This is a genomic window from Candidatus Nitrotoga fabula, from assembly GCF_905221025.1.
In the GTDB taxonomy this organism is placed as follows: domain Bacteria; phylum Pseudomonadota; class Gammaproteobacteria; order Burkholderiales; family Gallionellaceae; genus Nitrotoga; species Nitrotoga fabula.
The window spans coordinates 65802-92751 of sequence record NZ_CAJNBL010000010.1; the positions used below are offsets into that span (position 1 = coordinate 65802).

Here is a 26950-nt window from a genome sequence, read left to right on the forward strand (position 1 = left end):
GGCATTTTTACCCAGAACACATTTTTCCCATGAAGCATTTTATTATTTTATGGTTTACCATACTGAACCTGGCAGGCTGTGCCTTAGGTCCGGATTACAAACGTCCCCATGTCATTCCACCAGCGAGCTACAAGACCCCCCCTCCGCACTGGAAATTTGCAAAACCTGGCGATCATCATCCCCGCGGCATGTGGTGGGAAATATTTAATGATATTCAGCTCAATGCACTGGTACAGCAAGTATCCATCTCCAACCAGAATATTCATAGTTCCGAAGCACAATACCGGCAAGCGCTCGCCCTTGTGAATGCGGCACGTGCACGACACTTTCCGGTTATATCTGGAACCTTTGCCAATACCAGAGGACAGGGAACAGCCGCAACAAACAGCGGGGTAACCATTCCCGGCATCCCCAGATCGGGGATAACTGAAACAAACCGGTTATTGGCAACCATTTCATGGGAAGCAGATCTGTGGGGACGCATAGGGCGCACGGTTGAATCTAACCAGGCAGCCGCAGAAGCCAGTGCAGCCGATCTGCAATCAGCCCTGCTGAGTATTCAATCATTGCTGGTACAAACTTACTTTCAGCTGCGCATAAACGATATACAACGCCAATTGCTGGAACAAACTGCCATCGCATACCAAAAATCATTGAAAATTACACAAAATCGTTATAGTGCCGGTATTGCTGGACGTTCTGATGTAGTACAGGCAGAAACGCAGTTAAAAGCAATCCAGGCACAAGCCCTTGATCTTGGTGTCGAAAGAGCACAGTTTGAACATGCAATCGCCGTCCTGATCGGGAAATCCCCGTCCAACTTTACACTTAAGCCAAGCACCGTTGTTCCAGTGCTTCCAGAGTTACCACCCGGCTTTCCTTCCGAATTGCTGGAGCGACGCCCGGATATTGCAGCAGCAGAGCGACGCGTTCAGGCAGCAAATGCACAGATAGGCGTCACCCAGGCCGCCTTCTTCCCGTCCCTGATACTTGGAGCATCAACAGGGTATCAAAGCTCAGTGCTTGCAGATTTGCTATCCTCATCCCAACAGATATGGTCTATCGGACCGAATATTGCGGTCGCGCTATTTGATGGTGGACTTCGGGCCTCACAAAAAGAACAGGCCATTGCGTTGTATAACAAAAGCGTAGCCGATTACCGCCAGACCGTTCTAACTGGATTCCAGGAAGTGGAAGACCAACTCTCAACACTGCGCATCCTGAGTGAAGAAGCCAAGGTTCAACAGGCAGCGAAGCTGGCTGCGCAAGAATCGGTTATGCTTTTCCATAACCAGTATAAAGCAGGTACGGTGAGTTATCTGAATGTGGTTACAGCCCAGGCAAGCGCTTTGGATGCGGAAATCCGCAGCCTGAGCATAACCGGGCGAAGTCTGGTTGCCAGCGCGATTTTACTTAAAGCACTCGGAGGAGATTGGCGATCCGCATCATTGCCCATGTAAAGCGAAACGATTTTGTACCAATGGGACCATCCGTCCCATAATATATGGGTGGCAAAAATGCTTCAGATTTTTAACATTTGAACGGGTGGCGCAAAACAATAGTTTCATCACGCTCAGACCCAGTGGAAACCATATCAACCGGAACTTCACAAATTTCTGCAATTCTTTCAAGATAACTACGGGCCTCTGCTGGCAGATTTTCATAATTCTTTACCCCAACAGTGCTGCCGCTCCAGCCTGGCATCTCTTCATATATTGGTTCACAATCGATCAGGGATTCTGCCCCTACAGGCAAGATATCGCTGAATTGACCCTGACTACGATACCCGACCCCGAGCCGCAATGTCTGCACACCATCAAGCACATCCAGCTTGGTTACACATAAACCGGACACACCATTTATCTGAATGGAACGCTTAAGTGCTGCGGCATCAAACCAGCCGCAGCGGCGCGCGCGGCCGGTTGTAGAACCAAATTCATGACCCTTCTCGGCCAGGTGCTTGCCTACCTCGTCGTCCAATTCGGTTGGGAAAGGACCAGATCCAACGCGCGTGGTATAGGCCTTGGTTATTCCAAGTACATAATGCAGCATTTGCGGACCAACGCCACTACCTGTACAAGCGGCGCCTGCAATGCAATTACTGGAAGTTACAAAAGGATACGTTCCATGGTCTATATCCAGCAAGGTTCCCTGTGCGCCCTCAAACAAGAGGTTCGATCCAGTTTTATTCGCCTCATATAAAGCACGCGGCACATCCAGTATCAGAGGCTTAATACGCTCAGCCAGTTCCAGCGTATCATCCAACACCTTCTGAAAATCCACTGGTACAGCATTGAAATAATTTTTTAATACATAATTATGATAATCCAGCACTTCGCCCAGCTTGGCAGCAAAGCGCTTGCGATGAAACAAATCTTGCAGACGGATCGCACGACGGGCAACTTTGTCTTCATATGCAGGGCCGATACCACGACCTGTCGTCCCAATTTTAGCAGCGCCTTTGGCCAATTCACGGGCTTTGTCCAAAGCTTCATGATGAGGCAGAATCAACGGACAAGCCTCAGATATGCGCAAGCGTCCATAAACATCCACGCCGGCAGCAGCCAAACCATCCATTTCTTTAAGAAGCGCCTTCGGTGACACAACCACGCCATTGCCGATATAGCACATCACGTGCTCTCGAAGAATTCCAGAAGGAATAAGATGGAGTACCGTTTTTTTCCCGCCGATTACCAGCGTGTGACCTGCATTATGCCCACCCTGAAAACGAACCACGCCTTGCGCATGATCCGTAAGCCAGTCGACTATCTTTCCCTTACCTTCATCGCCCCATTGGGTACCGATCACTACCACATTTTTCGACATGCTTATCCCTGATCCCTTATTGATCGTTTCCATCCAAAATAAATCCAAGGCAATGAAGAAAATTACTTTTTAATATCAACTACATGCCAAGCACCGTCGCGCATGACCAGTTCTCGGTCACAGCCCAGCTCAGAGCGCAACTCAACCTTTCCCAGATAATCGACTATTACAGTATGTCCTTGCTCGCGCAACTGCGAAATTTTTTTATTCAACACATCATTATCGGAATGTGGTGCCAAAATACCCTTCGGTTGAGAACGGTATCCCAACAAACCATGCAATTGACGTAAATCCATGCTGAAACCCGTAGCCGGACGGGCACGACCGAAGCTTTTCCCCACATCATCATATCGGCCGCCCAACGCTATCGCATCATGACTTCCCGCATGGAATGCCGCAAAAACCATACCACTGTGATAGTGATAGCCACGCAACTCAGCAAGATCAATTCCAATGCTATGTGCCAGCGGTTGCAAACGATCTGCAGTCTGTTCCAGTTCATTCAGCGCTGCAGTCACTTCCGGATAATCTGGCAACTCGTTCCGGGCACGCGCTATCACATCGACCTTTCCGTATAACATGGGCAGGGCCATAAGTGCATGTTGCACATCCGGAGACAAATCGGCTACCAATATCCGTAAAGCAGGTACATTTTTTCCCTGTAATGCACTAGACAACTCTGCCTCCAGTTTTTTGGTTATCCTGGAGCGGCTAATCAAAGCACGGAACAGTGCTACATGACCAAGGTCAAGGTGTACCTCTTTCACACCAACCAAATCCAAGGCCTGAAGCATTAACCGTTGAATCTCCAGATCACTATCCAAACCACTGTGGCCATAAAGTTCTGCGCCTATCTGCAATAATTCTCGTGTACGCATTATTCCCGCAGGTTGCGTATGCAGAACGCTCCCGACATAGCAAAGACGGGTAATTCCCTGACGATTAAGCAAGTGCGAATCAATGCGCGCCACCTGTGGGGTAATATCAGCGCGCAATGCCAAGGTACGACCACTCAGCTGGTCAACCAGCTTGAAAGTACGCAAATCCATATCATGACTGTCATTGATCTGGAGAGACTCAGCATATTCCAGCAATGGCGGCACAACCAATTGATAACCAGAGCAGCGCAATAAATCAAGTATACTGACACGCATACCTTCAATACGCCACGCCTCTTCAGGCAAAACGTCCTGTATGTATTCTGGCAATAACCAGTTTGAGTTCGCCATCATTTAACCCAATACAATAAGATCAACCCGGACAACATGGCAGTAATGCCCAAAAAACGGATTTGTCTTTCCGAAAGTAATGCCAGTTTATGCAGCGTATCACGCCACAGGTCTGGGAACAAAAACGGCATGATGCCTTCAATAATCAGCATCAATGCCAACCCGGTAAGCCAGTAAGTCAGCATATTAACAATCCTGCTTATTTGCCTGCCTTGCTGGAATTCCTGAGATACTTAAAGAATGCAGAACTGGGATCCACCACCATGACATCGCTTTTGTTCTTGAAGCTTTGCTTATATGCTTCCAGACTGCGATAAAATGCATAAAATTCAGCATTGCGCCCAAATGCACTAGCGTAAATCGCAGAAGCCTTCGCATCACCCTCACCTTTGATTTTTTGCGCATCGCGATATGCATCGGCAAGAGTTACCTCGCGTTGCCGATCTGCATCGGCACGAATTTTTTCGCCTTCGGCATTACCTGTCGCACGCAACTCATTTGCAACACGTTTACGCTCGGCATCCATCCGGCGATATACTGATTCACTGATTTCAACTGGAAAATCCACCCGTTTCAAACGCACATCCAAAACCTGGACGCCGATCTTGCGTGCATCCAAGTCAGCTTTGTGACGCAGCGTATTCATAATTTTATCGCGTTCACCGGATACCACTTCATTAATCGTACGCTTACCAAACTCTTCTCGCATGATTGAATTCACTGTCTGCGTCAAACGAGTTTTTGCACGGGCTTCATCCCCGCCTACACTGATATAATATTGTTTTACATTCTCGATGCGCCACTTTACAAAAGAATCCACCATCACATTTTTCTTTTCTGCAGTGATAAAACGTTCCGGTTCCACACTGTCAAAAGTCAAAATACGGGAGTCAAAATAACGCACATTCTGTATAAGTGGAATTTTAAAATAAAGTCCCGGCGTGGTCTTCACCCCAACCATTTCCCCAAGCTGCAAAACGATTACTGCCTGCCGTTGATCAACAACAAACATACTCAGACTAGCCAGGACTAAAGCCCCAACCACTCCAATCAATACATTCATAAAGCCCGATTTCATTGGCGTGCCTCCCTGTTACGCCCTCGTAGTTCTTCGCGTATGCGCGGCAAGATTACCGATGATTCATTCGCCGGGACGGGTGAGACCGCTTGCTGCTCAGTTTGTCCTGCAACCTGTGTATCCGGTAGAGGAATTCCATTCTGTCCGGTACTTTGAATCAGCTTGTCCAGTGGCAGATACAACAGGCTGGTACCGCTTTTCTGATCCACCATGACTTTGCTTGTACTAGTCAAAATCTGTTGCATCATTTCGATATACATACGTTCACGCGTTACCGCCGGCGCCTTTTCATATTCAACCAATATCTGTTTGAATCGACTTGCATCCCCCTCGGCGCTGGCTATCACACGCTGCCGATAGCCCTCCGCCTCCTGCATCAAACGAGCTGCAGCTCCTTTCGCTCTGGGAATCACATCATTAGCATAGGCCTGACCCTCATTTTTCTGGCGCTCCCTATCCTGCCCAGCCTTGACTGCATCATCAAATGCAGCTTGCACCTGCTCAGGAGGCTGTGCATTTTGCATGGTTACTTTGCTCACCAGAATCCCTGATTTATAACGATCCAAAATCTCCTGTATTAGCTTGGTAGCCGCCGCCGCCACCTGCTCACGTCCTTCATACAGCACAAAATCCATCTTATTCTTGCCAACAATTTCACGAATGGATGTTTCCGCTGCCTGTCGCACATTCTCATCCGGCGCACGATTATTAAACAAATACTCAGCTGGATCCTTCAGAACATATTGCACGGCAAATTGAATGTCGATTATATTTTCATCATCGGTCAGCATCAGCGACTCTTTCAGAATCTTGTTCTTAACATTTTCACGATAGCCGATTTCTACCGTCCTGACCTGACTGATATTCACCACCTCGACAGATTCAACCGGGAATGGGATATGCCAGCGAGGCCCTGGCTGAGTGGTTTCAACAAAACTACCGAACCGCAATACCACTCCTCGCTGGCTGGCATCTACAATATAAAATCCACTGGCAAGCCAGATCAGTATCGCTATACCAACAACCAACCCCATGCTGACATTGGATTTTTTATGTGCCCCACCCCCTCCACCAGTACCCCCGCCTTTATTACCAAAGAGAGCGGAGATTTTTTTATTAATATCGCGTAGCACTGCTTCTATATCTGGTGGGCCACCACTGTTTTTGTTGCCCCATTGCGGGTCATTCAATCCCATAAATCATTCCTAGGTCAAGCCAAACACTTCAGTTTCATGAATGGCAATTTGCTCCTGTGCATTACCCACCTCTGCAAGCGCTTCACGTAGTTGATCCACCCCTGCCCCGGTTTTAGCGCTCAAATGAATGGATGTAATTCTACCATAATCGTCCCGTTGCACGCCTACAGGCAAACCCTGCAAATCAATCTTATTAAAGATCAGAATTTGCGGGACATGTTGTGCACCAATTTCCATTAAAACCTTGTTTACTTCGGCAACCTGACCAAACCGCTCCGGGCTACTTGCATCCACCACATGTAACAACAAATCCGCCTGAACCGTTTCTTCCAATGTACTACGAAAAGCAGCAATCAGGCTGTGCGGCAGATGGCGAATGAACCCGACAGTATCTGATAATACTATCTGGCCCGAACCCTCAATAAATACACGCCGGGTAGTAGTATCTAGCGTGGCGAATAACTGGTTCGCCGCATAGGTATTTGCACGGGTCAATTTATTGAATAATGTAGACTTACCGGCATTTGTGTAGCCCACAACTGACACAGAAAACACACTGGCACGGGTACGGGATTCCCGTAATATCTGACGGTGCCGACTTGATTTAGCGAGACGTTCCTTTAATAAAACAACACGCCTATCCAGCTTGCGCCTGTCCAGTTCTAACTGTGTTTCTCCCGGTCCGCGGGCGCCTACAGCATTCTTTTGTTGTGCCAGATCGGCATGCATACCGACCAGCCTTGTGGAAAGATACTTGAGCTGCGCCAACTCCACCTGCAATTTTCCTTCATGGCTTTGCGCTCTCAAGGCAAAGATATCCAGGATCAGCATAGTACGATCAATCACTCGCGCCTTAATTTTTGTTGCAAGGTTACGCATTTGCGCCGGGGAAAGATCATGATTAAAGATAACCAGTGGTATATCATGCTGTTCTACAATAGCGGATATTTCATCCACTTTTCCGCTACCCACAAACAGCGATGCATCCGGCCGAATCCGCCGTCCTTCCACCACAGTAATCACGCACACGCCCGCGCTTTCCGCCAGCAAGCGTAATTCCTCTAAACTCTCCCCATAATCGGGCACACCAAAATTTACGCTAACGAGTACTGCCGTGTTAATTGCCGCAGTGTTACTGTGCATCACTCGGCATCAATTGGAATAGATATAGCGCGTACTGGAACAATGGTGGATATGGCGTGCTTGTAAACCATCTGGGTGATCGTGTTTTTTAACAAAACCACATATTGGTCGAAGGATTCAACCTGGCCTTGTAACTTGATTCCATTGACCAAATAAATGGCTACCTGCACATGCTCTCTGCGCAAAGCATTCAGGAACGGGTCTTGTAGTTGTTGCCCTTTTGTACTCATAGTATTTGCTCTTAATTGTTAATGGCAGGTAGTTACTTTACTGGATTTTCTAATGGTTCGAAAGAGCATGTCACTTTTAAATTTTAAAAAATTCTAATCATTTAACAAGTTGCAGCACCATATAGTTATTTAAACATTCAAATTGCGGATTCGTCTGTTTCACCCGTCCGGATTCGAATAATTTGTTCCACTGATGTAACAAAAATTTTTCCGTCCCCGATCTTTCCTGTGTGAGCAGCTTTAATTATGGCATTTACGGCTGCATCGAGCATTGAAGCCACGACCACCACTTCAATTTTGATTTTAGGCAAAAAATCCACTACATACTCTGCCCCACGATACAGCTCAGTATGTCCTTTTTGCCTCCCGAACCCTTTCACATCGGTCACAGTTAAGCCGCTCACTCCTAACTCCGACAAAGCTTCCCTCACTTCATCAAGTTTAAAAGGTTTGATAATAGCCTCGATTTTTTTCACAAAAACTCCCGCAGCAGTCACATATTTATGTTACTGTATAAATTATTTAATAATCGTCCTGATAACGCACAGTAACTGGGAAACGCCAATCCTTCCCAAACCCACGATCAGTAATCCGCGCCCCAACAGGCGATTGAACACGTTTATATTCACTAGCATGAATCATTTTTACCACCCGCTCAACATCCTCTTTCGCATAACCTCGCGCACCAATTTCAGCGATTGTTAAATTCTGCTCTACGTAAAGTGACATAATACCATCAAGTACATCATACGACGGCAAGCTATCCTGATCTTTCTGGTCTGGTTTCAATTCCGCGCTAGGTGGACGCGAAATTATGCGCTCCGGAATAACCCTGCCTAACTTATTTCGAAAAACGGCCAGTCGATATACCCAGGTTTTGCTTATATCTTTAAGTACAGCAAAACCGCCCGCCATATCGCCATAAAGTGTACAGTAACCAACGGCCATTTCTGATTTATTACCTGTTGTCAGCACAAGCGAACCGAATTTATTGGATAAAGCCATCAGCAAGTTCCCGCGTATCCGCGCCTGTATATTTTCTTCAGCAGTATCCTGGGCCCGCCCCTCAAACAACCCATGCAATGAAGCAAGATAAGCATCAAGCAACGGCTTGATGCTTATCTCATCGTAATGCACAGCAAGCGAACTCGCCATTTCACGAGCATCATCCAGGCTCATTTGTGCAGTAAAGGGAGAGGGCATCATTACAGCGCGCACACAATCCGCACCCAGGGCATCTACCGCTATTGCCAAAGTCAGCGCAGAATCAATCCCGCCAGACAAACCCAGTATTACACCCGAAAAACCGTTTTTGCCAACATAGTCCCTGACCCCCAGGCATAATGCACGATAAATACTTTCCTCGTCCGTGAGACACGAAACTCTATCCCCGGCAATTATCTTTCCATCCCGGAACTCAATCAATCCAAGGGATTCTTCAAATGAAACAAATTGATGAGTTAACACACCTTGTTCATCCATTGCGAAAGAGGCACCATCAAACACCAACTCATCCTGCCCGCCCACCATATTCGCATAAATTACCGTCAGACCAAATCGGGCGATACGATCGCGAATAATTTCATAACGCAACTCTTGCTTGCCAATGTGGTAAGGTGAGGCGTTCGCTACCAATAACACCTTGGCTCCAGCAGCAGATACACTTTGTACAACATGCTCCTCCCAAACATCCGCACAAATGCCAAGTCCAAACTTGGTACCCTGAATTTCAAAAATGCACGAAGATTCACCTGGAACAAAATAGCGCCGTTCGTCAAACACAGCATCATTCGGAAGTTCATGTTTATAGTAGGTGGAAACAATTTTCCCGTCACACAGTACAGATACAGCGTTATAACGTTTATTGTCTATTTCATGAGGATGTCCGACTAATACAGAAAGCCCCCAGACTTGCCGCGCAAGCTTCTGTAATGACTGATTGCATGCCTGATAAAACCCTTTCCGCAACAACAAATCTTCGGGTGGGTAACCGCACAAACTCAATTCTGGTGTCAGTAACAACTGGGCTCCTTGCTGTCTGGCTCTTTCTGCAAATGCAAGAATCTTGGCAGAATTTCCCGCAAGATCACCCAGTATGCAATTAATTTGTGCGATTGCAAGTTTCATAAATAAATCTCAGGAGTGCTATTAGGAAACAATTGAGTTTTCTATCATTAATTTTAAGAACTACCTGAATAGGAATTAATAGCCACAAGTTACTGAACGAACATTCACACGGGATACTCGGATCAACTTGCTTAGAAAATCTGCATCAACCACCCGATTGTGCCTACGATAACCCAGGTTTTCGGGTTACCCCCTCGCTGCAGGCAGGCTACACTCGCGGCAGGTGGATAAACTTGCAGATCGTGGTTGTATCCGGTAGCAGCTCTTTGCCAGAATTGATCCTAATAAAACGTTACACCAACCTTGACACAGTAGATATCCGACATCCGGATTGCCGAGGTTGATCCGGCTACAAAAAGCAGATCCGCAACATACGTTCGAACCCGATCTGCGGTCTGCCCTGACCGCTCTGAGACTAAACCGCACGATTGTAGCACTCCATCCCTTTGAGGGAATCCCTGAGATCTATCCCGGACAGAAATATCTCCCACCATGTCCGTTTGAGATAAAACTCAAATATGCCGGTTGCAAAAACCAGTTGACCCATTGTCATCCGTCTTTGCATTCCGGTATGTGCAATATCTTAAATAACCCATGACTTGTCCGTTTTTTCGGACGAATTTAACCTGGAATATCTCCGATTAAAAAACCACCTTATGCAACTGAATTTCTCAACATCCATCCTGTCAAACTAACAGGTGATTATTATCTTGAATGCATATTTTTAAAAAAATTGACTGCATCTGCATCATAACTTCTTAGATGCATTAAAATTGTGTTTCAATGATCAGCGTTGCCGCACTTACTATAAAACCGGACAACGACAATTAAGATATTATGATGCCTAACACTCTCTAAAATCACCATATTCTAAACAATGGGGTCAACATGAAAAAACTTGTTCAATCTGTAATTTTACTTCTAGCACTTAATGTTAATGGATTCGCTTCTGCAGAGGAACATATTGCCACAGGCCATTCTTTTGAACAGCTACAAAAACAAGCTGAAGCAGGTGATGCCAGTGCTCAAGCCCGCCTTGGATGGATGTACGCAAACGGTATTGATGTAAGCATCGATCCAGACAGATCCTATTATTGGTATCAAAAAGCAGCGAATCAAGGATTTGCTAAAGCCCAATACGAACTCGGCACAATGTATAACAGCGGTGAAATCGTAACCAGTGTTGCGAAGGACCCAGTTAAAGCAGCCGAGTGGTTTCAAAAATCAGCTGACCAAGGACATGCCAAAGCTCAATTCGAACTTGGGATGATGTATCTCACAGGCGAAGGGGTATCAAAAGACATTTCCAAAGCCGTGGAATGGTATCAAAAAGCTGCGGCGCAAGGGCTTGCACAGGCACAAACCAACCTTGGGTGGATGTACCAAAATGGAAAAGGAGTAGAGAAAGACAGCGTTCTCGCTTATGCCTGGCAAGATTTGGCTGCCGCACAGGGGGATGAAAATGCTAAAAAACTCCGTGATATAATTCCGATCAATTTCTCCCAACGCACCGAGGCGAAAAAACTATCAACAAACTGGAAGCCAGGTCAGGTCTTAAGCAGGCAATAATATACCCCATACCAAATAAGTATCTTCAAATTATATTGTGACACATCGAATATCTTGCTGTTTATTTTGGTACATATCCATTCATCCCAGGCAAAACTTGAACAGGATGCCATTCAGAAATGATATTTTCCGGGTATTACATTTACGTTAAATCATGCAATACATTTTCAATATAAGAATTGCATTACGATTAGCTGGACAACTATCATCACTTCATCCACAGACTGAAATATGAATTCGAAAGAGGCTCGAAAATGTCGTTAGCAAATATTCATAAAAGCATTGCAACAAAATTTCTCCTAATCCTTCTATGCATCACAGCCGTGAGCGCCCATGCTCAACCATGGTCTTCAACTGCAGAACAGGAAGCGCAGCTTGCAGAATTAAGACAGCAAGCGGAAGCTGGCAATCCAGACGCCCAGTACAATTTGGGGTTCATGTATGATACCGGAAGGGATGACACCATCCTTTCAAAGGATACCAGAAAGGCAGCAGAATGGTATGAAAAGGCCGCCATTCAGGGACATTCCAAGTCGCAGTATGCCCTTGGGTCGTTATACATCACTGGCTATGGCGTACCTCTTGATTATGTAACCGGTGTGGAATGGCTGCAAAAAGCAGCAGATCAGGGGGATGCAGAAGCCCAGCTGGAACTTGGATGGTTATACCGCGACGCTAAAGGAATACCCGACGACCCCGTCAAGGCATTGAAATGGTGGCAAGGCGCGGCTGAGCGTGAATTCGCCCATGCGCAGTTCACCCTCGGTCTGATATACAACAAAGGAGAAATCGTTCCTAGGGACATCTCCAAAACTGTCGAATTATGGAAGAAAGCCTCGATGCAGGGATACCACCCTGCACAATTCAACCTCGGTTCCATGTACTATTTTGGAGAGGGTGTACCTAAAAATGCTGCCCAGGCTGTCGAACTATGGGAAAAAGCCGCTGCATACGGGTATACCGATGCACAGTACAATCTTGCTTTAGCTTACCTCTTGGGCAGCGGCGTGAAAAAGGATGAATTTCTGGCCTATGTCTGGGCCAGTATTGCATCCGGATATGGTGGCAGCGAAAATGCAAAAAAACTTCGCGACTCAATCTCCTTAACCAAAGATCAGCAGGAGTTGGCAAGCCAAATGCTCATGAATTGGCAACTGGGAAAAGTCTATCGTTAACAATTCAAATTGTTCTGACCCGGAATAAATTTTCTTTTTTTATTCCGGGCTACTGTATTAAGTCATTGACTGGCGTTAAACTTATAATAGATGGAATCAATAATTACATTTCTAAGAAAAAATTTTTGCTAATAACCAGCATCAAACAAGGCATAATTCAACACAGTTCTATCCTGGCGTAAACTTGCCCCCTGCATTACTATAAAATTCTTCAAATCCTGTCTGTTTGAACTTACCAAACTCGGCAAAGAAAGCCTGGTGCCGACGCCTATAACCATTTTCTCCAGAGCACCACAATAGATCCTGACTCACACAACCAAATTTTTTTAAGAAACATAATAGTAGAAAGTCACAATTCCCTAACATACATCCTTGTTCTTCTTCCCATTTCAGGCAAGGGTACTAATGATTTTCCGGAATCGGTGCCGAGACAGAACAAACAGAGAACTTCCAATCAATAGCAGCGCGAGCATCTGCGGCCACACCACTTCGAACCCGGCCCCCCGAAACAGGACGGCTTGGGCTATCGAAACAAAATGCGTGGTTGGGGCGAGCAGCATTATATATTGCGCAATTTCCGGCATGCTTTCGCGTGGGGTTGTCCCCCCAGACAGCACATCCATTGGCAGCAGGATTAATACTACCAAAAGACCAAACTGTGGCATGGTGCGCGCAAGCATTGCCATGGAAATTCCCAATGAAGTGGTGGCAAACAGATGCAGTGCGGCGGAAAAGAAAAACAGGACTAGCGAACCTTCGATCGGCACCTGCAGCAGTCCCTGTACGATAAAGGACAAAGAAAAGATTGAAGCGATTAGTGTCACTAGCCCCATGGACCAGACTTTGGCAAGCATGATCTCGCCGGGGGTAACCGGCATCACGAGCAGATGCTCAATAGTTCCGTGCTCGCGTTCACGAATCAGTGCAGCACCGGTCAGGATAACTGAAAGCATGGTGAGATTGCTAACCAACTCCATAAGCGATCCGAACCAAACTGGTGTCAGGGATGGATTGAAACGTACCCGCATGGACAACTCGACCGGTGGCACGGCACTGCCGCGATATCGCTGGACAAATTCATTCACTTCACTCAATACGATCTGCTCGATGTAACTGCTACCAATAAAAGCCTGGCTCATGCGCGTTGCATCCACGTTCAGCTGGATCGTCGGAATACCCCCCGCTAGCACATCGCGCTGAAATTCAGGAGGAATATCAAGGGCAAAAGTAAACTTGCCAGCATCCATACCAGGATCGACTTCTTTCAGCGACACCAGAACCGGCGCCATAAAGTGTGGTGGGTAAAAAGCCGAGATAATGCGCCCCGACAGCGGTGACCCGTCCTCATCCACAATAGCGATCGCGGCCTTGTGCAAAGAATCAGGTATTGCAGTAGCCGCAATGTAAATCGCCACGGAAAAAGTATAAATGATGAGCACCAACATGATCGGATCACGCCACAAACTCCACAACTCTTTGATACCGAGCTGATATATATTGGATGCACGGCTCATTATCAGCTGTCCTGCTTTTTTAGCAGCAAGATTGATAGAACCACAATACCCAGAGCAGCCAGCAACATGGGCCAGAAGAACGCACCTAAATCATGCATACCCAGCGCCTTGGCGAAAACCCCACGGCTGATCACGAGAAAGTGAGATGCAGGATAAACTTCGCCAATAATTTTTCCTGCTCCTTCCAGCGTCGAAACTGGATTGAGAAGGCCGGAAAACTCAATTGCCGGGAGCATAGTGCCAAGCATGGTTGCGAATATTGCCGCAATCTGACTGCGGGTGAATATAGAAGCAAACAAGCCGAACCCTGTAGAAAATATACTAAAGATCAACGCCGCCAACATAAGCGCAGTAAAACTTCCGGTCATCGGCACACCGAATATTGTTACGGCAAGTACCAACATCAGCAGGAAATTTAACATTGCCAGAATAATATATGGAAGCTGTTTACCCAGCAGGAACTCAGCCCGGGTCACTGGGGTGACGTAGAAATTAATCATCGAGCCCAATTCCTTTTCGCGTACCACCGACAGCGCTGTCAACATACATGGAATCATCAGCATGAGAATGGGGATAACCGCCGGAACAATCGAAGGCATGCTCATCACGTCAGGGTTGTAACGAAATCGCGTTTCAATCTTTGCCAAGCCAGCAGTTACATCCTGACCAAAATGGTCTTTCGTGATATTTTTCAGCCATCCCTGATGCATGCCCTGCACATAACCCTGAATGACTTCAGCCCGCATGGTCATCGACCCATCGATCCAGGCAGCGATCTGAATCGGTTTGCCGCGTTGCACATCGCGAGCAAATCCGGGCAGAATCTCAATGGCCAATGACAATTCGCCGCTACGCATGCGCTGATCCAATTCCGTATAACTGGTTAACGGCGGGCGCTCGGTAAAATAGCCTGATCCCGAGAGATTCAGGGAATAATCGTGGCTAAGAATGGTCTGATCACGGTCGAGCACTGCATAACTGAGATCATTAACGTCCATGTTAATGCCATAACCAATAACAAACATCAAGATCAAGCAACCGATCAGCGCCATCGCCCCACGCACCCGGTCGCGGCGCAATTCCAGCCATTCGCGCAACGTATAGCTAAATGCCCGGGACATACTGAAACGACGGCGCAATCCTGAAGCCCAACCTGTACCAGAAGCAACAGAACGAATAGCAGGCGGGGAGAAGGGGACAACCGGCAAGATCGCTGCCATACCGGCTTTTTTCATATACTCGATGAACACTTGCTCCAGTGTTCCTGCCCCACATTTTTTTAGCAGTTCTGATGGCTCATCGCTAACCATTACCTTCCCCGCGTGCATTAACGAAATACGGTCACAGCGCTCTGCCTCATTCATGAAATGGGTCGAAATGAAAATCGTGATCTTATCCTTGCGAGCCAGGTCTACCATCAACTGCCAGAAATTCTCACGCGCAATTGGATCAACGCCGGAGGTAGGTTCGTCAAGAATCAACAGTTCAGGCTTATGCACCATCGCTACCGCCAATGACAAACGCTGACGGATGCCCAATGGCAAACTCCCAGGCATTGCGTCGGGCACTTTGTCAAGCCCAAAACGAAGCAGCATTTCCTCTACCCGTGGCGGAATTTCCACTTCATACATGTTGAACAAACGAGCATGCAACACCAGATTTTGCCGTACCGTGAGCTCCGAGTACAACGAAAAAGACTGCGACATATAGCCTACCCTCCGCCGGGAGGCAATATCATGTGAATTTACTTCATGTCCGAAAAGCCAAGCCTTTCCCCCGCTTGCCGGGAGCAAACCGGTAAGCATCTTCATGGTGGTCGATTTTCCGCAACCGTTGGAACCAATAAAACCAAATATCTCTCCACGGCGAATGCTGAAATTGACATGATCAACCGCCACGAAATCACCAAAATGCATGGACAGGTCATGCGCCTCAATGGCGATTTCCTGCTCTTCCGAGGTTGAAAATGGAGAAACTACTACAGCATGGTATCCACGCCTCTGCTCCTCCGGAAGCAGCGCGATAAATGCCGCTTCCAGCGATCCCGCGCCAGTCTGTTGATACAGATCACATGGGGTGCCGGTGGCAAGTATTCTGCCTGCATCCATTACCACCAGCCAGTCAAACCGTTCTGCCTCGCCCATATAGGCCGTGGATACGATCACGCTCATATCTGGACGTTGGTTGCGAATATGTGAAATCAGATCCCAGAACTGGTTACGTGCCAGCGGGTCAACCCCTGTAGTCGGTTCATCCAGAATCAACAATTCCGGATCATGAATCAGGGCACAACACATCCCCAGTTTTTGTTTCATTCCACCTGAAAGCTTCCCGACCGGACGGTCAAGAAATAGATGTAAGCCCGTACTGACCGTAAGTTCATCAATGCGCCGCCGTCTTTCGGCTACTCCATGCCCAAACAAACGACCAAAAAACTGCAAGTTCTCCTCTATCGACAAAGTCGGGTACAGATTTTTTCCAAGTCCCTGCGGCATATAGGCAATATTCGGGCAAGTTCCAGTCCGGTGGGAAACACTGGCCATGTCCCCCCCCAATACCTCTATCCTCCCTTTCTGTATTGCACGTGCCCCGGCTACAAGAGACATCAGACTGGACTTTCCAACTCCGTCCGGTCCAATCAGACCAACCATACAACCGGCCGGAATATCCAAATCTATCTCTTTCAATGCCAAAGTTTTTCCGTAACTGAGAGAAACCTGTTTAAGACGCGCAACAAAATGATTCTCAGTCAATGCCGACATCATTTCAAAATCTCGACCGTCAATTCTCTTGGCCATTCTGCATGCCGATCCAGTTTTACCCAGGCCACGCCGGGCAGGCCAGTTTTGACCTGCTTGCTATATTTTTTCAGCAAACTGGGAGCAATCCTGGCCTTCACCCGGAACATCAGTTTTTGCCGTTCGCTTGCTGTTTCAACTGTCTTCGGAGTGAACTGTGCAGCGCTGGCCACAAACGAAACCCTTGCTGGAATGACATAGCCAGGCGCAGCGTCAAGCACTATGCGGACTTCACTGCCAAGCGCCACCCTGCCGACAATCATCTCCGGCAGGAAAAAATTCATATATACATCCTCAAGATCAAGAAGATTCAACACCTTGCCCCCGACCCCGACCACCTCTCCCGGCTGCACAACACGGAACTGGATTCGTCCATCGCGCGGAGCCTTTAAATCATTGTCATGAATATCTATACGAACACGTTCCACTGTCGCGTCAGCCGCTTCAGCCGCAGATTGTGCTCCCAGTATCAGTACACGCCCCGTAGCGATCGCTGCATCGGATGCCGCCACCTGTGCTCTCGCCGCCATGATGGCAGCTTCTGCGCTGCGCAATTGGGTACGGTCATCATCAGCTTCCTGACGCGATGCACCCCCTTCTTTAGCTAATGCCAATGATCTCGCTGCACGACTGCGTGCAGCAGAAAGCTCAGCCTCACGCTGCGCCACCACAGCTACAACTGCTGCACGTTCTGCTTCGCGTTGTGCAAGTTGGCTGCGTGCAGTCGCAATAGCGTTATGTGCCTGCTGAGCCTGCGCCTCGGCTTGACGCAACTGCGCATTCAGAGAATCCGAATCGATTCGTGCCAGTATTTGTCCGGCCTTCACAAAATCACCTTCATTAACCAGGATATCTTTGATACGTCCGGATGAACGTGCCGCCACATCGATCTCGGTAGCTTCAATACGCCCGTTACTGCTGGCGATGAAATCGGCATTCTTATCTTTACCAAAAAATTGTTGAACCAGCACCCCTACCACCACCAAGGTAATGATCACGATCATCATCCGCACAAACCGGGAACTGTTCAGATTTTCCAACAGATTGGTCAGCATTCCCGGTCACACTCCCTCATCCAAGATACCCCCGCCACCTCCCAGTGCCGCATACAGCATCACGCCACTAGCCAGGTAAGCACGACGGGTTATCACAAGCATCTGTTCAACAGCAAACAGCGAACGCTCGGCATCCAGCACCTCCAGATAATTGGTAGTACCATGCTGGTAACGCAAAGAAGCCAAACGGCTTCTTTCACGCTGGGCAATAAGAGTAGCTTTCTGTGCCTGTATCTGTTCGGACAACCAATACCGCTCTGCCAGCACATCAGCTACTTCACGAAAGGCATTTTGCACCCTGCGCTCGTACTCAACAACCGCAGAATTCCGCCGTGCATAAGCCAAATCAAGATTCGCCTGGTTACGACCGCCATCAAATATAGGCAGACTGATGCTGGGCATAAAATTCCACGCACTGCCAGAGCCAGAAAACAGACCATCCAATTCACGGCTGGCAACACCCAGAGAACCAGTAAGAACGATGCGTGGGAAAAATGCCGCCCGAGCTGCGCCAATATTCGCATTCGCTGCTTTGAGATGCCTTTCAGCCGCTCTCAAATCCGGCCGCTGAACCAATAAATCAGAAGGCAAACCCACATCAATACTGCGCACAAACCCAGCCTCAATTCTGCTAAGCAAATGGGGCCGGGCCGGAATTGACCCCCCTACCAGAAGCTCTAGCCCATTATGATTCTGTTCGCGCATACGCTGCAACACTGCCAATTCAGCGCGTGCCTGATTCAAAAGAATCTCGGCCTGAATTGCATCCAGCCGTGCAGCAGAACCGACCTCAAATCGCCTCTTGGCAATCCGCAAAGAATCCTGCCGTGTCTGTAAAGTACTCCTGGCAAGGTCGATACGTTCGCTTAATTCACATTCAACAAGGTAACTGTTCGCAACCTGGGCAATCAATGAAGCCCGAACGGCATGACGTGCCTCGTCCGTGGAAAGATACGTTTCTAATGCCGCAGTATCAAGGCTGCGCAGGCGGCCCCAGAAATCAATTTCCCATGTACTTAAAGCAAACGATAGCTGATATTGGTTCAACAGGAACGAGTTCGCCGTACCTGGCTGAATTGGCAACACATCAGTCGGAAGCCGTAGCCTGGTGGCTGAAGCATTTCCACTGAAGCTCGGCAATAAATTCGAATGCTGAATTCCATATAGTGCCCTCACTTCTTCGACGCGACTCACTGCCAGTAAAAGTTCGCGGTTATTGCTGAGAGCACTGGAAATCAATTCCCGCAATTGTTCATCGCCAAAATATGACTTCCATCCCGTATTTGCTACCGAAATACCAGCCGTCTCAGGCGTGGACCGCGGGAAAGTTGTAGCGGTAGGCAAAGAGGGGGGGACATATTCGGGCATTATGGTGCAGCCCGCCAGAACTAAAAACGCTAACAATGAAACGAAAAAGACTTTTATACTCATTCTTTTCGTCCAATTGATCCAAAAACAAATTTACAGAATAACGCAGGTTCAAATATGAAGTGCAAAGCCTGACTTGAAGAATACCTGATTAGGTGATTTGACGTAAGCTGAATTTCAGAGAGTCCAATGTTTCGTAATATGTGAGCAAAAACGGAGGATGGAAATGAAAAATTACCGAGGGCGGAATACAGTCCAGAATTCAGGGAACAGGCAGTACGAACCTATCAGGAAAACGGCTTGTCAGTGGTTGAGGTTGCCAAACGGCTATCGCTGCCGAAATCTGAATCGCCCTGAGTTTTTAGGAGGCTCAAATATCTGAGAAGATGGAGCCATGAACAAATCAAACAAATATTCCCCGGAAGTAAAGGAACGCGCAGTCCGTATCGTGCAGGAACACCGCAGTAACTATCCCTTGCTGTGATCGACAGTTGAATCCATTGCACCGATGATCGGCTGTTCAGCCCACACACTATTTGAATGGGTGCGCAAGCATAAAATCGACCCAGCTTGCGAAACGACGTAACCAGCGAAGAGCGCGAGCGCATCAAAGCTATGGAGCACGAAATTAAGGAATTGCGCAAGGCGAACGAGATTCTGAAACTGGCCAGCGCTTTTTTGCCCAGGAGCTCGACCGCAAACTCAAATCCTGAGAGATTTTATCGACTGGCACCGCAACACCTTCGGGGTTGAGCCGATCTGCAAGGCATTGCAGATCGCCCCGTCGGGTTATTGGCGCCATGCCGGCCGGTAGCACAACCCGGCTTTGCGTTGCGCGCGCGCAACGTGATGCAGCCTTGATGCCACGCATCCAGCGGGTGTTGCAGGTCAACCCGCAAGTCTACGATGCCGATAAGGTCTGGCGCCAGCTCAATCGCGAAGGGCTGTCGGTGGCACGCTGTACGGTTGAGCGGCTCATGAAGCGTCTGGGGCTGGAAGGTGCCAGGCGCGGCAAGGCAGTACGCACGACGGTTCCGGACAAGGCGCTGCCGTGCCCGCTGGATCGGGTGAACCGGCAATTCAGGGCAGATCGTCCCAAACAACTGTGGGTGTCCAACTTCACCTATGTTTCCACCTGGCAGTGCTGGTTGTATGTGGCCTTTGTCATCGATGTATTTGCCCGGCGCATTGTGGGCTGGCGGGTCAGCCGCCACATGCGCACAGGCTTTGTGCTGGATGCCCTGGAACAGGCGCTGTATGCCCGGCAGTCCGGGCAAGCGAACGCGTTGGCAGAGACGATCAATGTGCTATACAAGACTGAACTGATTTGTAAATGGGTTTTATGGAAATCTTGGGAGGTCAGGAAGTTGGTTATACTGGAGTGGGTGACCTGGTTTAACTACCACCGGCTGTTAGAATCCATAGGGTATATACCGCAAGCAGGAGATGAGGCAACCTACTACAGGCAATTCGCCGAAAAGAGCAATTCTAAGGTCTTAACTTAAACCAAATAGCCTCCACGAAAACCGGGGCAATTCAGGTCAGCATCGAACTTCTGCCACACCGTTCCGCTACTAAAACAACCAAGAAATCTAGATTTGTTTCCTATTTTTCGGGACGCATTTGTGGAAACAATATTACGTCGCGGATACTAGAGCTGTTGGTGAGCAGCATTACAAACCTATCGATACCGATACCTTCCCCGGCAGTGGGTGGCAGACCATATTCCAAGGCATGAATGTAATCACTATCCTTAAACATAGCTTCTTCATCACCCGCCTCCTTAGCCGCAACTTGTGCATCAAACCGTGCTTCTTGGTCTTCAGGATCGTTCAATTCGGAGAATCCATTGGCAATTTCACGTCCTACCATAAACAGTTCAAATCGCTCAGTTATATCCGGGCGCATATCGCTCCGACGAGCCAATGGAGAAGCATCTGCAGGATAATCAATGATAAATGTAGGTTCAAACAACTGATGCTCTGCCAGCTCCTCGAAAAGTGATAGCTGCAATCCCCCAACACCATCCGACATCCTATATTTTGCCTTTAGATCACATAGTTCGCTTATCAGAAAATCTCGATCATTCAGCTGCGCATCCGTGAACTGGGGATGATATTTCTTGATTGCCTGTGCAATGGTCAGACGAGCAAAAGGTTTCTCTAGATCAAGCTCACGTCCCTGATAAAAAATGACAGTAGTTCCGAGCACCTTGCGCGCAACTTCCCTAAACAATTTCTCGGTAAAATCCATCAGATAATGGTAATCACGATAGGCTTCATAAAACTCAACCATGGTAAATTCAGGATTATGCCGCGTAGAAAGACCTTCATTGCGAAAATTACGATTGATTTCGAATACCTTTTCAAATCCGCCTACTACGAGTCTCTTGAGATATAACTCAGGCGCAATACGAAGGAACAACTGCATATCCAGCGCATTGTGGTGGGTAATAAAAGGTTTGGCCGCTGCTCCACCAGGAATGGAATGCATCATCGGTGTCTCAACTTCAAGATAACCATGACGTAAAAAAAACTCCCGCATAGCCTGAATTACCTTGGAACGGATAATAAACGTATTACGTGTTTCTTCATTGGTAATAAGGTCAACATGTCTCTGCCTATATTTTTGTTCCTGATCAGCCAAACCATGGAATTTTTCAGGAAGTGGCCGTAAAGCTTTCGTTAACAGGCGAAGACAAGTCACGCGCACTGAAAGTTCACCGGTTTTAGTTTTGAACAATAATCCTGATGCGCCAAGGATATCCCCCAAATCGTAATGCTTGAATGCATTATGAACCGATTCTCCGGTATCAATGTTATTAATGAACAACTGTATACGCCCACTCATGTCATGAATTGTGGCAAAGCTGACTTTACCCATCACGCGCTTTAACAGCATGCGGCCTGCTACAACCACATGTATATTCGCTGCTTCCAATTCATCATGACTCATTTCTCCGTATGCAACATGCAATTCATCGGCCAAGTTCTTTCGTTCGAAATCATTCGGAAAAGCCACTCCTTCTTTACGGAGCGCAGCGAGCTTGGCACGACGCTCAGCAATGATCTGGTTCTCATCTTTCTGGGAAATATTTAATTCGGTATTCATGATATTACTTGTATAATTAGGAACAAATTTCAGAAGTGCTTTTCTTTGCATGGAATTGAGGCAAGGGAATCATAATGTGTGTAATTCAAGCCATAGACACCAGTCACGGTATAAATCTATCAATATTCCACATTATCCCGAGTCTGTCTGAATACCAAGGAATAATTTCCAAACTATTCGATAAAACATTAAATCCTTAACTTATGGTACAACCTGCTGAACCACTGCTCCTTAAAAAAAGCAAACTATGTTCGATAACTTAGCAATTGCAAATCTAGGGTAAATTGACATCGCCTGCCGCTGTAACAGATGACACCGGATTTTCATTCACAATTTGAAAAAAAATCTCGTTCCGCTTTACCATTCCAAGTTCACTGCGTGCACGCTCTTCTGCAGCATCTACACCCTGCTTTAGATCGCGCACCTCTGCATCCAAAACTGCATTACGCATTTGAGTCTTCTGATTGAGACGTTTTTGTTCTTCAACTTTGCCAGCCAAGTCCCAGACCTTAAGCCAACCACCTTTTCCAAACCACAGTGGGTACTGCAATAATATTAACAAAGCCACCAATATCAAATATACCCAGCGCATATAAATAAAATAATTTATGCTAATATATAAGCCTTATGCTATCTGGTTATATGCATCGCGTCCAGGGTAAAACGCACTATCGCCCATGTCTTCTTCAATACGCAGCAGTTGATTATATTTCGCCATCCGATCGGAACGCGACATAGAACCTGTTTTAATTTGCAAGGCATTGGTTCCTACTGCTATATCAGCAATCATCGTATCTTCAGTTTCCCCGGAACGATGCGAGATAACCGCTGTATATCCTGAACGTTTCGCCATCTCTATAGCAGAAAAGGTTTCGGTCAATGTGCCAATCTGATTAATTTTAATCAGTATAGAATTGGCCAATCCTTGGCGGATTCCTTCCCGCAAGATCTTGGTATTCGTCACGAATACATCATCTCCTACCAATTGCACACGTTTTCCCAATCGCTGGGTGAGTAATTTCCAACCTTCCCAGTCATGCTCACTCATCCCATCTTCAATGCTGATTACTGGATATTTTTCTACCCAACTGGCTAAGTAATCAACAAACTCTACCGATGTTAGCTTGCGATCTTCGGATGATAAATAATATAGCCCATCGTTATAAAACTCGGAACTGGCACAGTCGACACCAATTGCCACATCTACACCCGGCACATACCCAGCCGCCTCTATACCCTCAATAATCAGTTGCAGCGCTGCTTCGTTATTCGGCAAATCAGGAGCAAATCCACCCTCATCCCCGACAGTAGTTGGCATACCCTTACTATCGATCAGTTCTTTCAAAGCGTGAAAAACCTCTGCGCCACAACGCAGCGCCTCCCTGAAGCTGGCCGCCCCCACCGGAATAATCATGAACTCCTGCATATCAATATTATTGTTTGCATGAGCACCGCCATTAATGATATTCATCATAGGAACAGGCATCCCCATTTGTGCCGACCCACCGAGGTAACGATACAATGGCAATCCAGATTCCTCTGCAGCGGCTTTTGCTACAGCCATGGATACAGCTAATATCGCATTGGCTCCGAGTCTTGACTTATTTTCTGTTCCATCCAGATCAATCATAGTCTGGTCAATAAACACCTGCTCTGCAACATCCAAACCAATAATTGCTTCAGCAATTTCAGTATTAACATTTTCAACTGCCTTTAAAACACCCTTACCAGAGTATCTCTGCTTATCGGCATCACGTAATTCAATCGCCTCCTTATCTCCGGTGGAGGCTCCTGAAGGAACAGCGGCTCTCCCCATAATACCTGATTCCAGCAATACATCGGCTTCGACTGTAGGATTACCACGAGAATCCAAAATTTCACGCGCTATCACATCAACTATTGCACTCATGCCCTATTCCTTCTTCACTAAACATTACGCAAATCTACAATTTCCTCAATCAATCCCAATTCTTTTACTGCATCATCCAGTATCTTCAGGGTTTGCAAGAGAGACTCCAAATGCTTCAAAGGAAAAGCATTGGGTCCATCGGACAGTGCTTTTGCCGGATCAGGGTGCGTTTCCATGAAAATTCCAGAAACTCCGGCTGCAACTGCCGCACGCGCTAAAACTGGCACAAACTCACGCTGTCCGCCGCTTACTGTACCTTGCCCGCCTGGCAACTGTACGGAATGCGTGGCATCAAAAACTACTGGACAACCGGTTTCGCGCATTACCGAAATGGAGCGCATATCAGACACTAAATTGTTATACCCAAATGATACCCCACGCTCACATACCATAATGTTATCTTGACCACTTGCGTCGCGCGCTTTCATTACCACATTTTGCATATCCCACGGTGACAGAAACTGGCCTTTTTTAATATTAACTGGACGACCTGCACTGGCTACAGCATGAATAAAATCTGTCTGCCTACACAAAAATGCGGGTGTCTGCAGTACATCAACAACGGAAGCAACGGGAGCTATTTCTTCAATAGTGTGCACATCCGTAAGTACTGGTACACCAATTTCAGTTTTCACCTTGTCTAAAATTTTCAGACCCGCGTCCATCCCAAACCCACGAAAAGATTTACCCGAGCTACGGTTTGCCTTGTCATATGAAGATTTATAAATAAAGTGAATGCCCAGTTTCATGCAAAGTTCACTGATAAATCCAGCCGTATCCACGGCCAATTGCTCAGACTCAATCACACAAGGGCCCGCAATAAGAAAAAATGGAAATTTCAAGCCGACTTCAAAATTGGAAATTTTCATATGTCCGCTCGATTTGCATTAGAAAGCACGGAAAAATGATGATCGATAGCCGCCTTTACAAAGGCAGTAAACAGAGGATGACCCTCCCGTGGGGTGGAAGTAAATTCAGGATGAAACTGAACGCCAATAAACCAGGGATGAATAGTTTTCGGCAATTCCATAATTTCTGGCAAGGATTCTCCAGGTGTTCGAGCAGAAATAATCAATCCAGCCTTCTCCAGTGCAGGCACATAATGATTATTTACCTCGTAGCGATGGCGATGGCGTTCATTAACTTCAGTCCCATAAATACTTGCAGCAAGAGTATCCGGCTTTACCGGACATCGTTGCGCGCCAAGCCGCATGGTCCCGCCCAAATCGGAATCAACGCTTCGAGTCTCAACCTTGCCAAGGCTATCATGCCACTCCGTGATTAGCGCAACAACCGGATATCTTGTTTCCGGATTAAACTCAGTACTGTTAGCATCTGCCATTCCTGCCATGTGTCGTGCATATTCAATCACAGCAAGCTGCATACCCAAGCAAATTCCAAGAAATGGCAGCCCATTTTCACGCGCAAATTGTATTGCACATATTTTTCCTTCTGTTCCTCGCTTGCCGAATCCACCAGGAACCAAAACGGCGTCCAGTTGCTTTAGGATATCAGTGCCACTAATCTCCAGGTTCTCAGAATCAATATATTCAATATTGACCCGAGTTGACGTGTGAATACCCGCATGACGCAATGCTTCAATTAATGACTTATACGACTCCGTCAATTCAACATATTTTCCAACCATCCCAATCCTAATTTCATACTGAGGATGGTCCAAGGCATCTACAAGCTTAGCCCATACGGATAAATCAGCAGGCTTAAGCTGGTTTAATCCCAACTGCTCGCAAACAATACGATCCAAACCTTGCTCGTGCAACATTTGCGGTACCTTATAGATGCAATCTACATCCCATACCGATATAACTGCATCTTCGCGCACGTTGGAAAATAACGAAATCTTCGCCCTTTCCTCATCCGGAATTGGGCGATCGGCGCGACAAAGCAAGGCCGTAGGAAATATGCCAATCTCACGTAACTTTTGGACACTATGCTGGGTAGGTTTGGTCTTTAATTCACCAGCACTAACTATAAATGGCACCAAGGTTAAATGAACAAAGGCAGTGTCATTTCTCCCATAGTGCAATCCCATTTGTCGGGCTGCTTCAAGAAAGGGCAACGATTCAATATCTCCAACCGTACCTCCGATTTCAACGATGGCAACATCTGCCTTGCCATCGTATGAAGCTGCTGCTCCTCGCTCTATAAATGTCCTGATTTCATTTGTAATATGTGGAATAACCTGGACGGTTTTACCGATGTATTCACCGCGACGTTCTTTTCTGATAACACTGTCATAAATCTGCCCGGTCGTAAAATTGTTAGCTTTTCGCATTTTGGCCGAAACAAAACGCTCATAATGGCCAAGATCCAGATCCGTTTCTGCACCATCTTCTGTAACAAAAACCTCACCATGCTGGAACGGGCTCATTGTACCTGGATCTACATTTATATAAGGATCCAGTTTGAGAAGTGTGACCTTTAGACCGCGAGACTCAAGTATTGCTGCCAGTGAAGCTGCAGCGATACCCTTTCCAAGTGAGGACACCACACCGCCGGTTATAAAAATATATTTAATCATGGATTGTGATGATACCGTAAATTCACATGCCTCTCAAAACAAGAGCAATCATGCCTACAAACAACAAAGCCCTCTTTAAG

At 47.1% G+C, this 26950-nt stretch carries 21 protein-coding genes, 2 pseudogenes and 1 other annotated feature; of the genes and pseudogenes, 5 read left to right on the top strand and 18 right to left on the bottom strand.

The annotated features are described in order from the left end of the window. Nucleotides 1–29 precede the first annotated feature (29 nt). A complete protein-coding gene (locus KJA68_RS04220) occupies nucleotides 30–1460 on the top strand; it encodes an efflux transporter outer membrane subunit (RefSeq protein ID WP_213035684.1) in 1431 nt (476 codons plus the stop codon). Between the two features lie 70 nt (nucleotides 1461–1530). Here the strand turns inward: KJA68_RS04220 and KJA68_RS04225 are convergent, their stop codons facing one another. The 9 genes from KJA68_RS04225 to KJA68_RS04265 all read right to left on the bottom strand — a co-directional run bounded on the left by KJA68_RS04225 (nucleotide 1531) and on the right by KJA68_RS04265 (nucleotide 9829). Continuing rightward, entirely contained in the window at nucleotides 1531–2826 is a 1296-nt protein-coding gene (locus tag KJA68_RS04225) for an adenylosuccinate synthase (protein WP_213035709.1), read from the bottom strand. Between the two features lie 62 nt (nucleotides 2827–2888). Then, entirely contained in the window at nucleotides 2889–4055 is a 1167-nt protein-coding gene (locus KJA68_RS04230; RefSeq protein WP_213035710.1) for an ATP phosphoribosyltransferase regulatory subunit, read from the bottom strand. Further along, nucleotides 4055–4240, bottom strand: coding sequence for a DUF2065 domain-containing protein (locus KJA68_RS04235; RefSeq protein ID WP_213035685.1), 186 nt, complete (start codon nucleotides 4238–4240; stop codon nucleotides 4055–4057). Before KJA68_RS04235 ends, KJA68_RS04230 begins: the two co-directional genes overlap by 1 nt. Nucleotides 4241–4254: 14 nt before the next feature. After that, nucleotides 4255–5133: a protease modulator HflC gene (gene hflC / locus KJA68_RS04240; protein WP_213035686.1), complete on the bottom strand. Its 879-nt coding sequence runs from the start codon at nucleotides 5131–5133 to the stop codon at nucleotides 4255–4257. Further along, nucleotides 5130–6329, bottom strand: coding sequence for an FtsH protease activity modulator HflK (gene hflK / locus KJA68_RS04245; protein WP_213035687.1), 1200 nt, complete (start codon nucleotides 6327–6329; stop codon nucleotides 5130–5132). The genes hflC and hflK overlap by 4 nt, the downstream gene beginning before the upstream one ends. A 9-nt stretch (nucleotides 6330–6338) precedes the next feature. Continuing rightward, nucleotides 6339–7472, bottom strand: a complete 1134-nt coding sequence (gene hflX / locus KJA68_RS04250; RefSeq protein WP_213035688.1) for a GTPase HflX — start codon at nucleotides 7470–7472, stop codon at nucleotides 6339–6341. Further along, nucleotides 7472–7702 carry an RNA chaperone Hfq gene (gene hfq, locus KJA68_RS04255; protein WP_213035689.1) on the bottom strand — a complete coding sequence of 77 codons (231 nt, stop codon included), beginning with the start codon at nucleotides 7700–7702 and terminating at the stop codon, nucleotides 7472–7474. The genes hflX and hfq overlap by 1 nt, the downstream gene beginning before the upstream one ends. 137 nt (nucleotides 7703–7839) lie before the next feature. Then, complete coding sequence (locus KJA68_RS04260) at nucleotides 7840–8178, bottom strand: P-II family nitrogen regulator (protein ID WP_213035690.1); 339 nt, start codon at nucleotides 8176–8178, stop codon at nucleotides 7840–7842. Nucleotides 8179–8224: 46 nt separating this feature from the next. After that, a complete protein-coding gene (locus tag KJA68_RS04265) occupies nucleotides 8225–9829 on the bottom strand; it encodes an NAD+ synthase (RefSeq protein ID WP_213035691.1) in 1605 nt (534 codons plus the stop codon). An 888-nt stretch (nucleotides 9830–10717) separates the two neighbouring features. On the opposite strand from KJA68_RS04265, the gene KJA68_RS04270 reads away from it, so the two are divergent. Continuing rightward, nucleotides 10718–11398, top strand: coding sequence for a tetratricopeptide repeat protein (locus KJA68_RS04270; RefSeq protein WP_213035692.1), 681 nt, complete (start codon nucleotides 10718–10720; stop codon nucleotides 11396–11398). A 323-nt stretch (nucleotides 11399–11721) separates the two neighbouring features. Further along, on the top strand, nucleotides 11722–12573 hold the full coding sequence (locus KJA68_RS04275) for an SEL1-like repeat protein (protein ID WP_213035693.1): 852 nt from the start codon (nucleotides 11722–11724) through the stop codon (nucleotides 12571–12573). A 389-nt stretch (nucleotides 12574–12962) separates the two neighbouring features. Here KJA68_RS04275 and KJA68_RS04280 read toward each other — a convergent pair whose 3' ends face one another. The 4 genes from KJA68_RS04280 to KJA68_RS04295 are packed head-to-tail and all read right to left on the bottom strand — an operon-like array spanning nucleotide 12963 to nucleotide 19371. Then, on the bottom strand, nucleotides 12963–14087 hold the full coding sequence (locus KJA68_RS04280; protein WP_213035694.1) for an ABC transporter permease: 1125 nt from the start codon (nucleotides 14085–14087) through the stop codon (nucleotides 12963–12965). A 2-nt stretch (nucleotides 14088–14089) separates the two neighbouring features. Then, nucleotides 14090–16885 (bottom strand): ribosome-associated ATPase/putative transporter RbbA, encoded by a 2796-nt coding sequence (rbbA, locus tag KJA68_RS04285; RefSeq protein ID WP_478210025.1) that lies wholly within the window; start codon nucleotides 16883–16885, stop codon nucleotides 14090–14092. After that, a complete protein-coding gene (locus KJA68_RS04290) occupies nucleotides 16849–17940 on the bottom strand; it encodes an HlyD family secretion protein (protein ID WP_246487058.1) in 1092 nt (363 codons plus the stop codon). Before KJA68_RS04290 ends, rbbA begins: the two co-directional genes overlap by 37 nt. A gap of 6 nt (nucleotides 17941–17946) precedes the next feature. Then, nucleotides 17947–19371, bottom strand: coding sequence for an efflux transporter outer membrane subunit (locus tag KJA68_RS04295; protein ID WP_281412133.1), 1425 nt, complete (start codon nucleotides 19369–19371; stop codon nucleotides 17947–17949). Nucleotides 19372–19560: 189 nt separating this feature from the next. Here KJA68_RS04295 and KJA68_RS11100 point away from each other — a divergent pair. Continuing rightward, nucleotides 19561–19665: pseudogene (locus tag KJA68_RS11100) on the top strand (transposase); the annotation flags it as partial. A gap of 37 nt (nucleotides 19666–19702) precedes the next feature. Further along, a pseudogene (locus KJA68_RS04305) lies at nucleotides 19703–20813 on the top strand (IS3 family transposase). Beyond that, nucleotides 19980–20092: a sequence feature (AL1L pseudoknot), on the top strand. It overlaps the preceding pseudogene by 113 nt. Nucleotides 20814–20913: 100 nt before the next feature. Here the strand turns inward: KJA68_RS04305 and lysS are convergent. The 5 genes from lysS to KJA68_RS04330 all read right to left on the bottom strand — a co-directional run bounded on the left by lysS (nucleotide 20914) and on the right by KJA68_RS04330 (nucleotide 26870). Beyond that, on the bottom strand, nucleotides 20914–22419 hold the full coding sequence (gene lysS / locus KJA68_RS04310) for a lysine--tRNA ligase (RefSeq protein ID WP_213035696.1): 1506 nt from the start codon (nucleotides 22417–22419) through the stop codon (nucleotides 20914–20916). A gap of 274 nt (nucleotides 22420–22693) precedes the next feature. Beyond that, nucleotides 22694–23011, bottom strand: a complete 318-nt coding sequence (ftsB, locus tag KJA68_RS04315) for a cell division protein FtsB (protein WP_213035697.1) — start codon at nucleotides 23009–23011, stop codon at nucleotides 22694–22696. 33 nt (nucleotides 23012–23044) lie between these two features. After that, nucleotides 23045–24328, bottom strand: coding sequence for a phosphopyruvate hydratase (gene eno, locus KJA68_RS04320; protein WP_213035698.1), 1284 nt, complete (start codon nucleotides 24326–24328; stop codon nucleotides 23045–23047). 17 nt (nucleotides 24329–24345) lie between these two features. Continuing rightward, nucleotides 24346–25197, bottom strand: a complete 852-nt coding sequence (gene kdsA, locus KJA68_RS04325; protein WP_213035699.1) for a 3-deoxy-8-phosphooctulonate synthase — start codon at nucleotides 25195–25197, stop codon at nucleotides 24346–24348. Continuing rightward, nucleotides 25194–26870, bottom strand: coding sequence for a CTP synthase (locus tag KJA68_RS04330; RefSeq protein WP_213035700.1), 1677 nt, complete (start codon nucleotides 26868–26870; stop codon nucleotides 25194–25196). Before KJA68_RS04330 ends, kdsA begins: the two co-directional genes overlap by 4 nt. Between the last annotated feature and the right edge of the window lie 80 nt (nucleotides 26871–26950).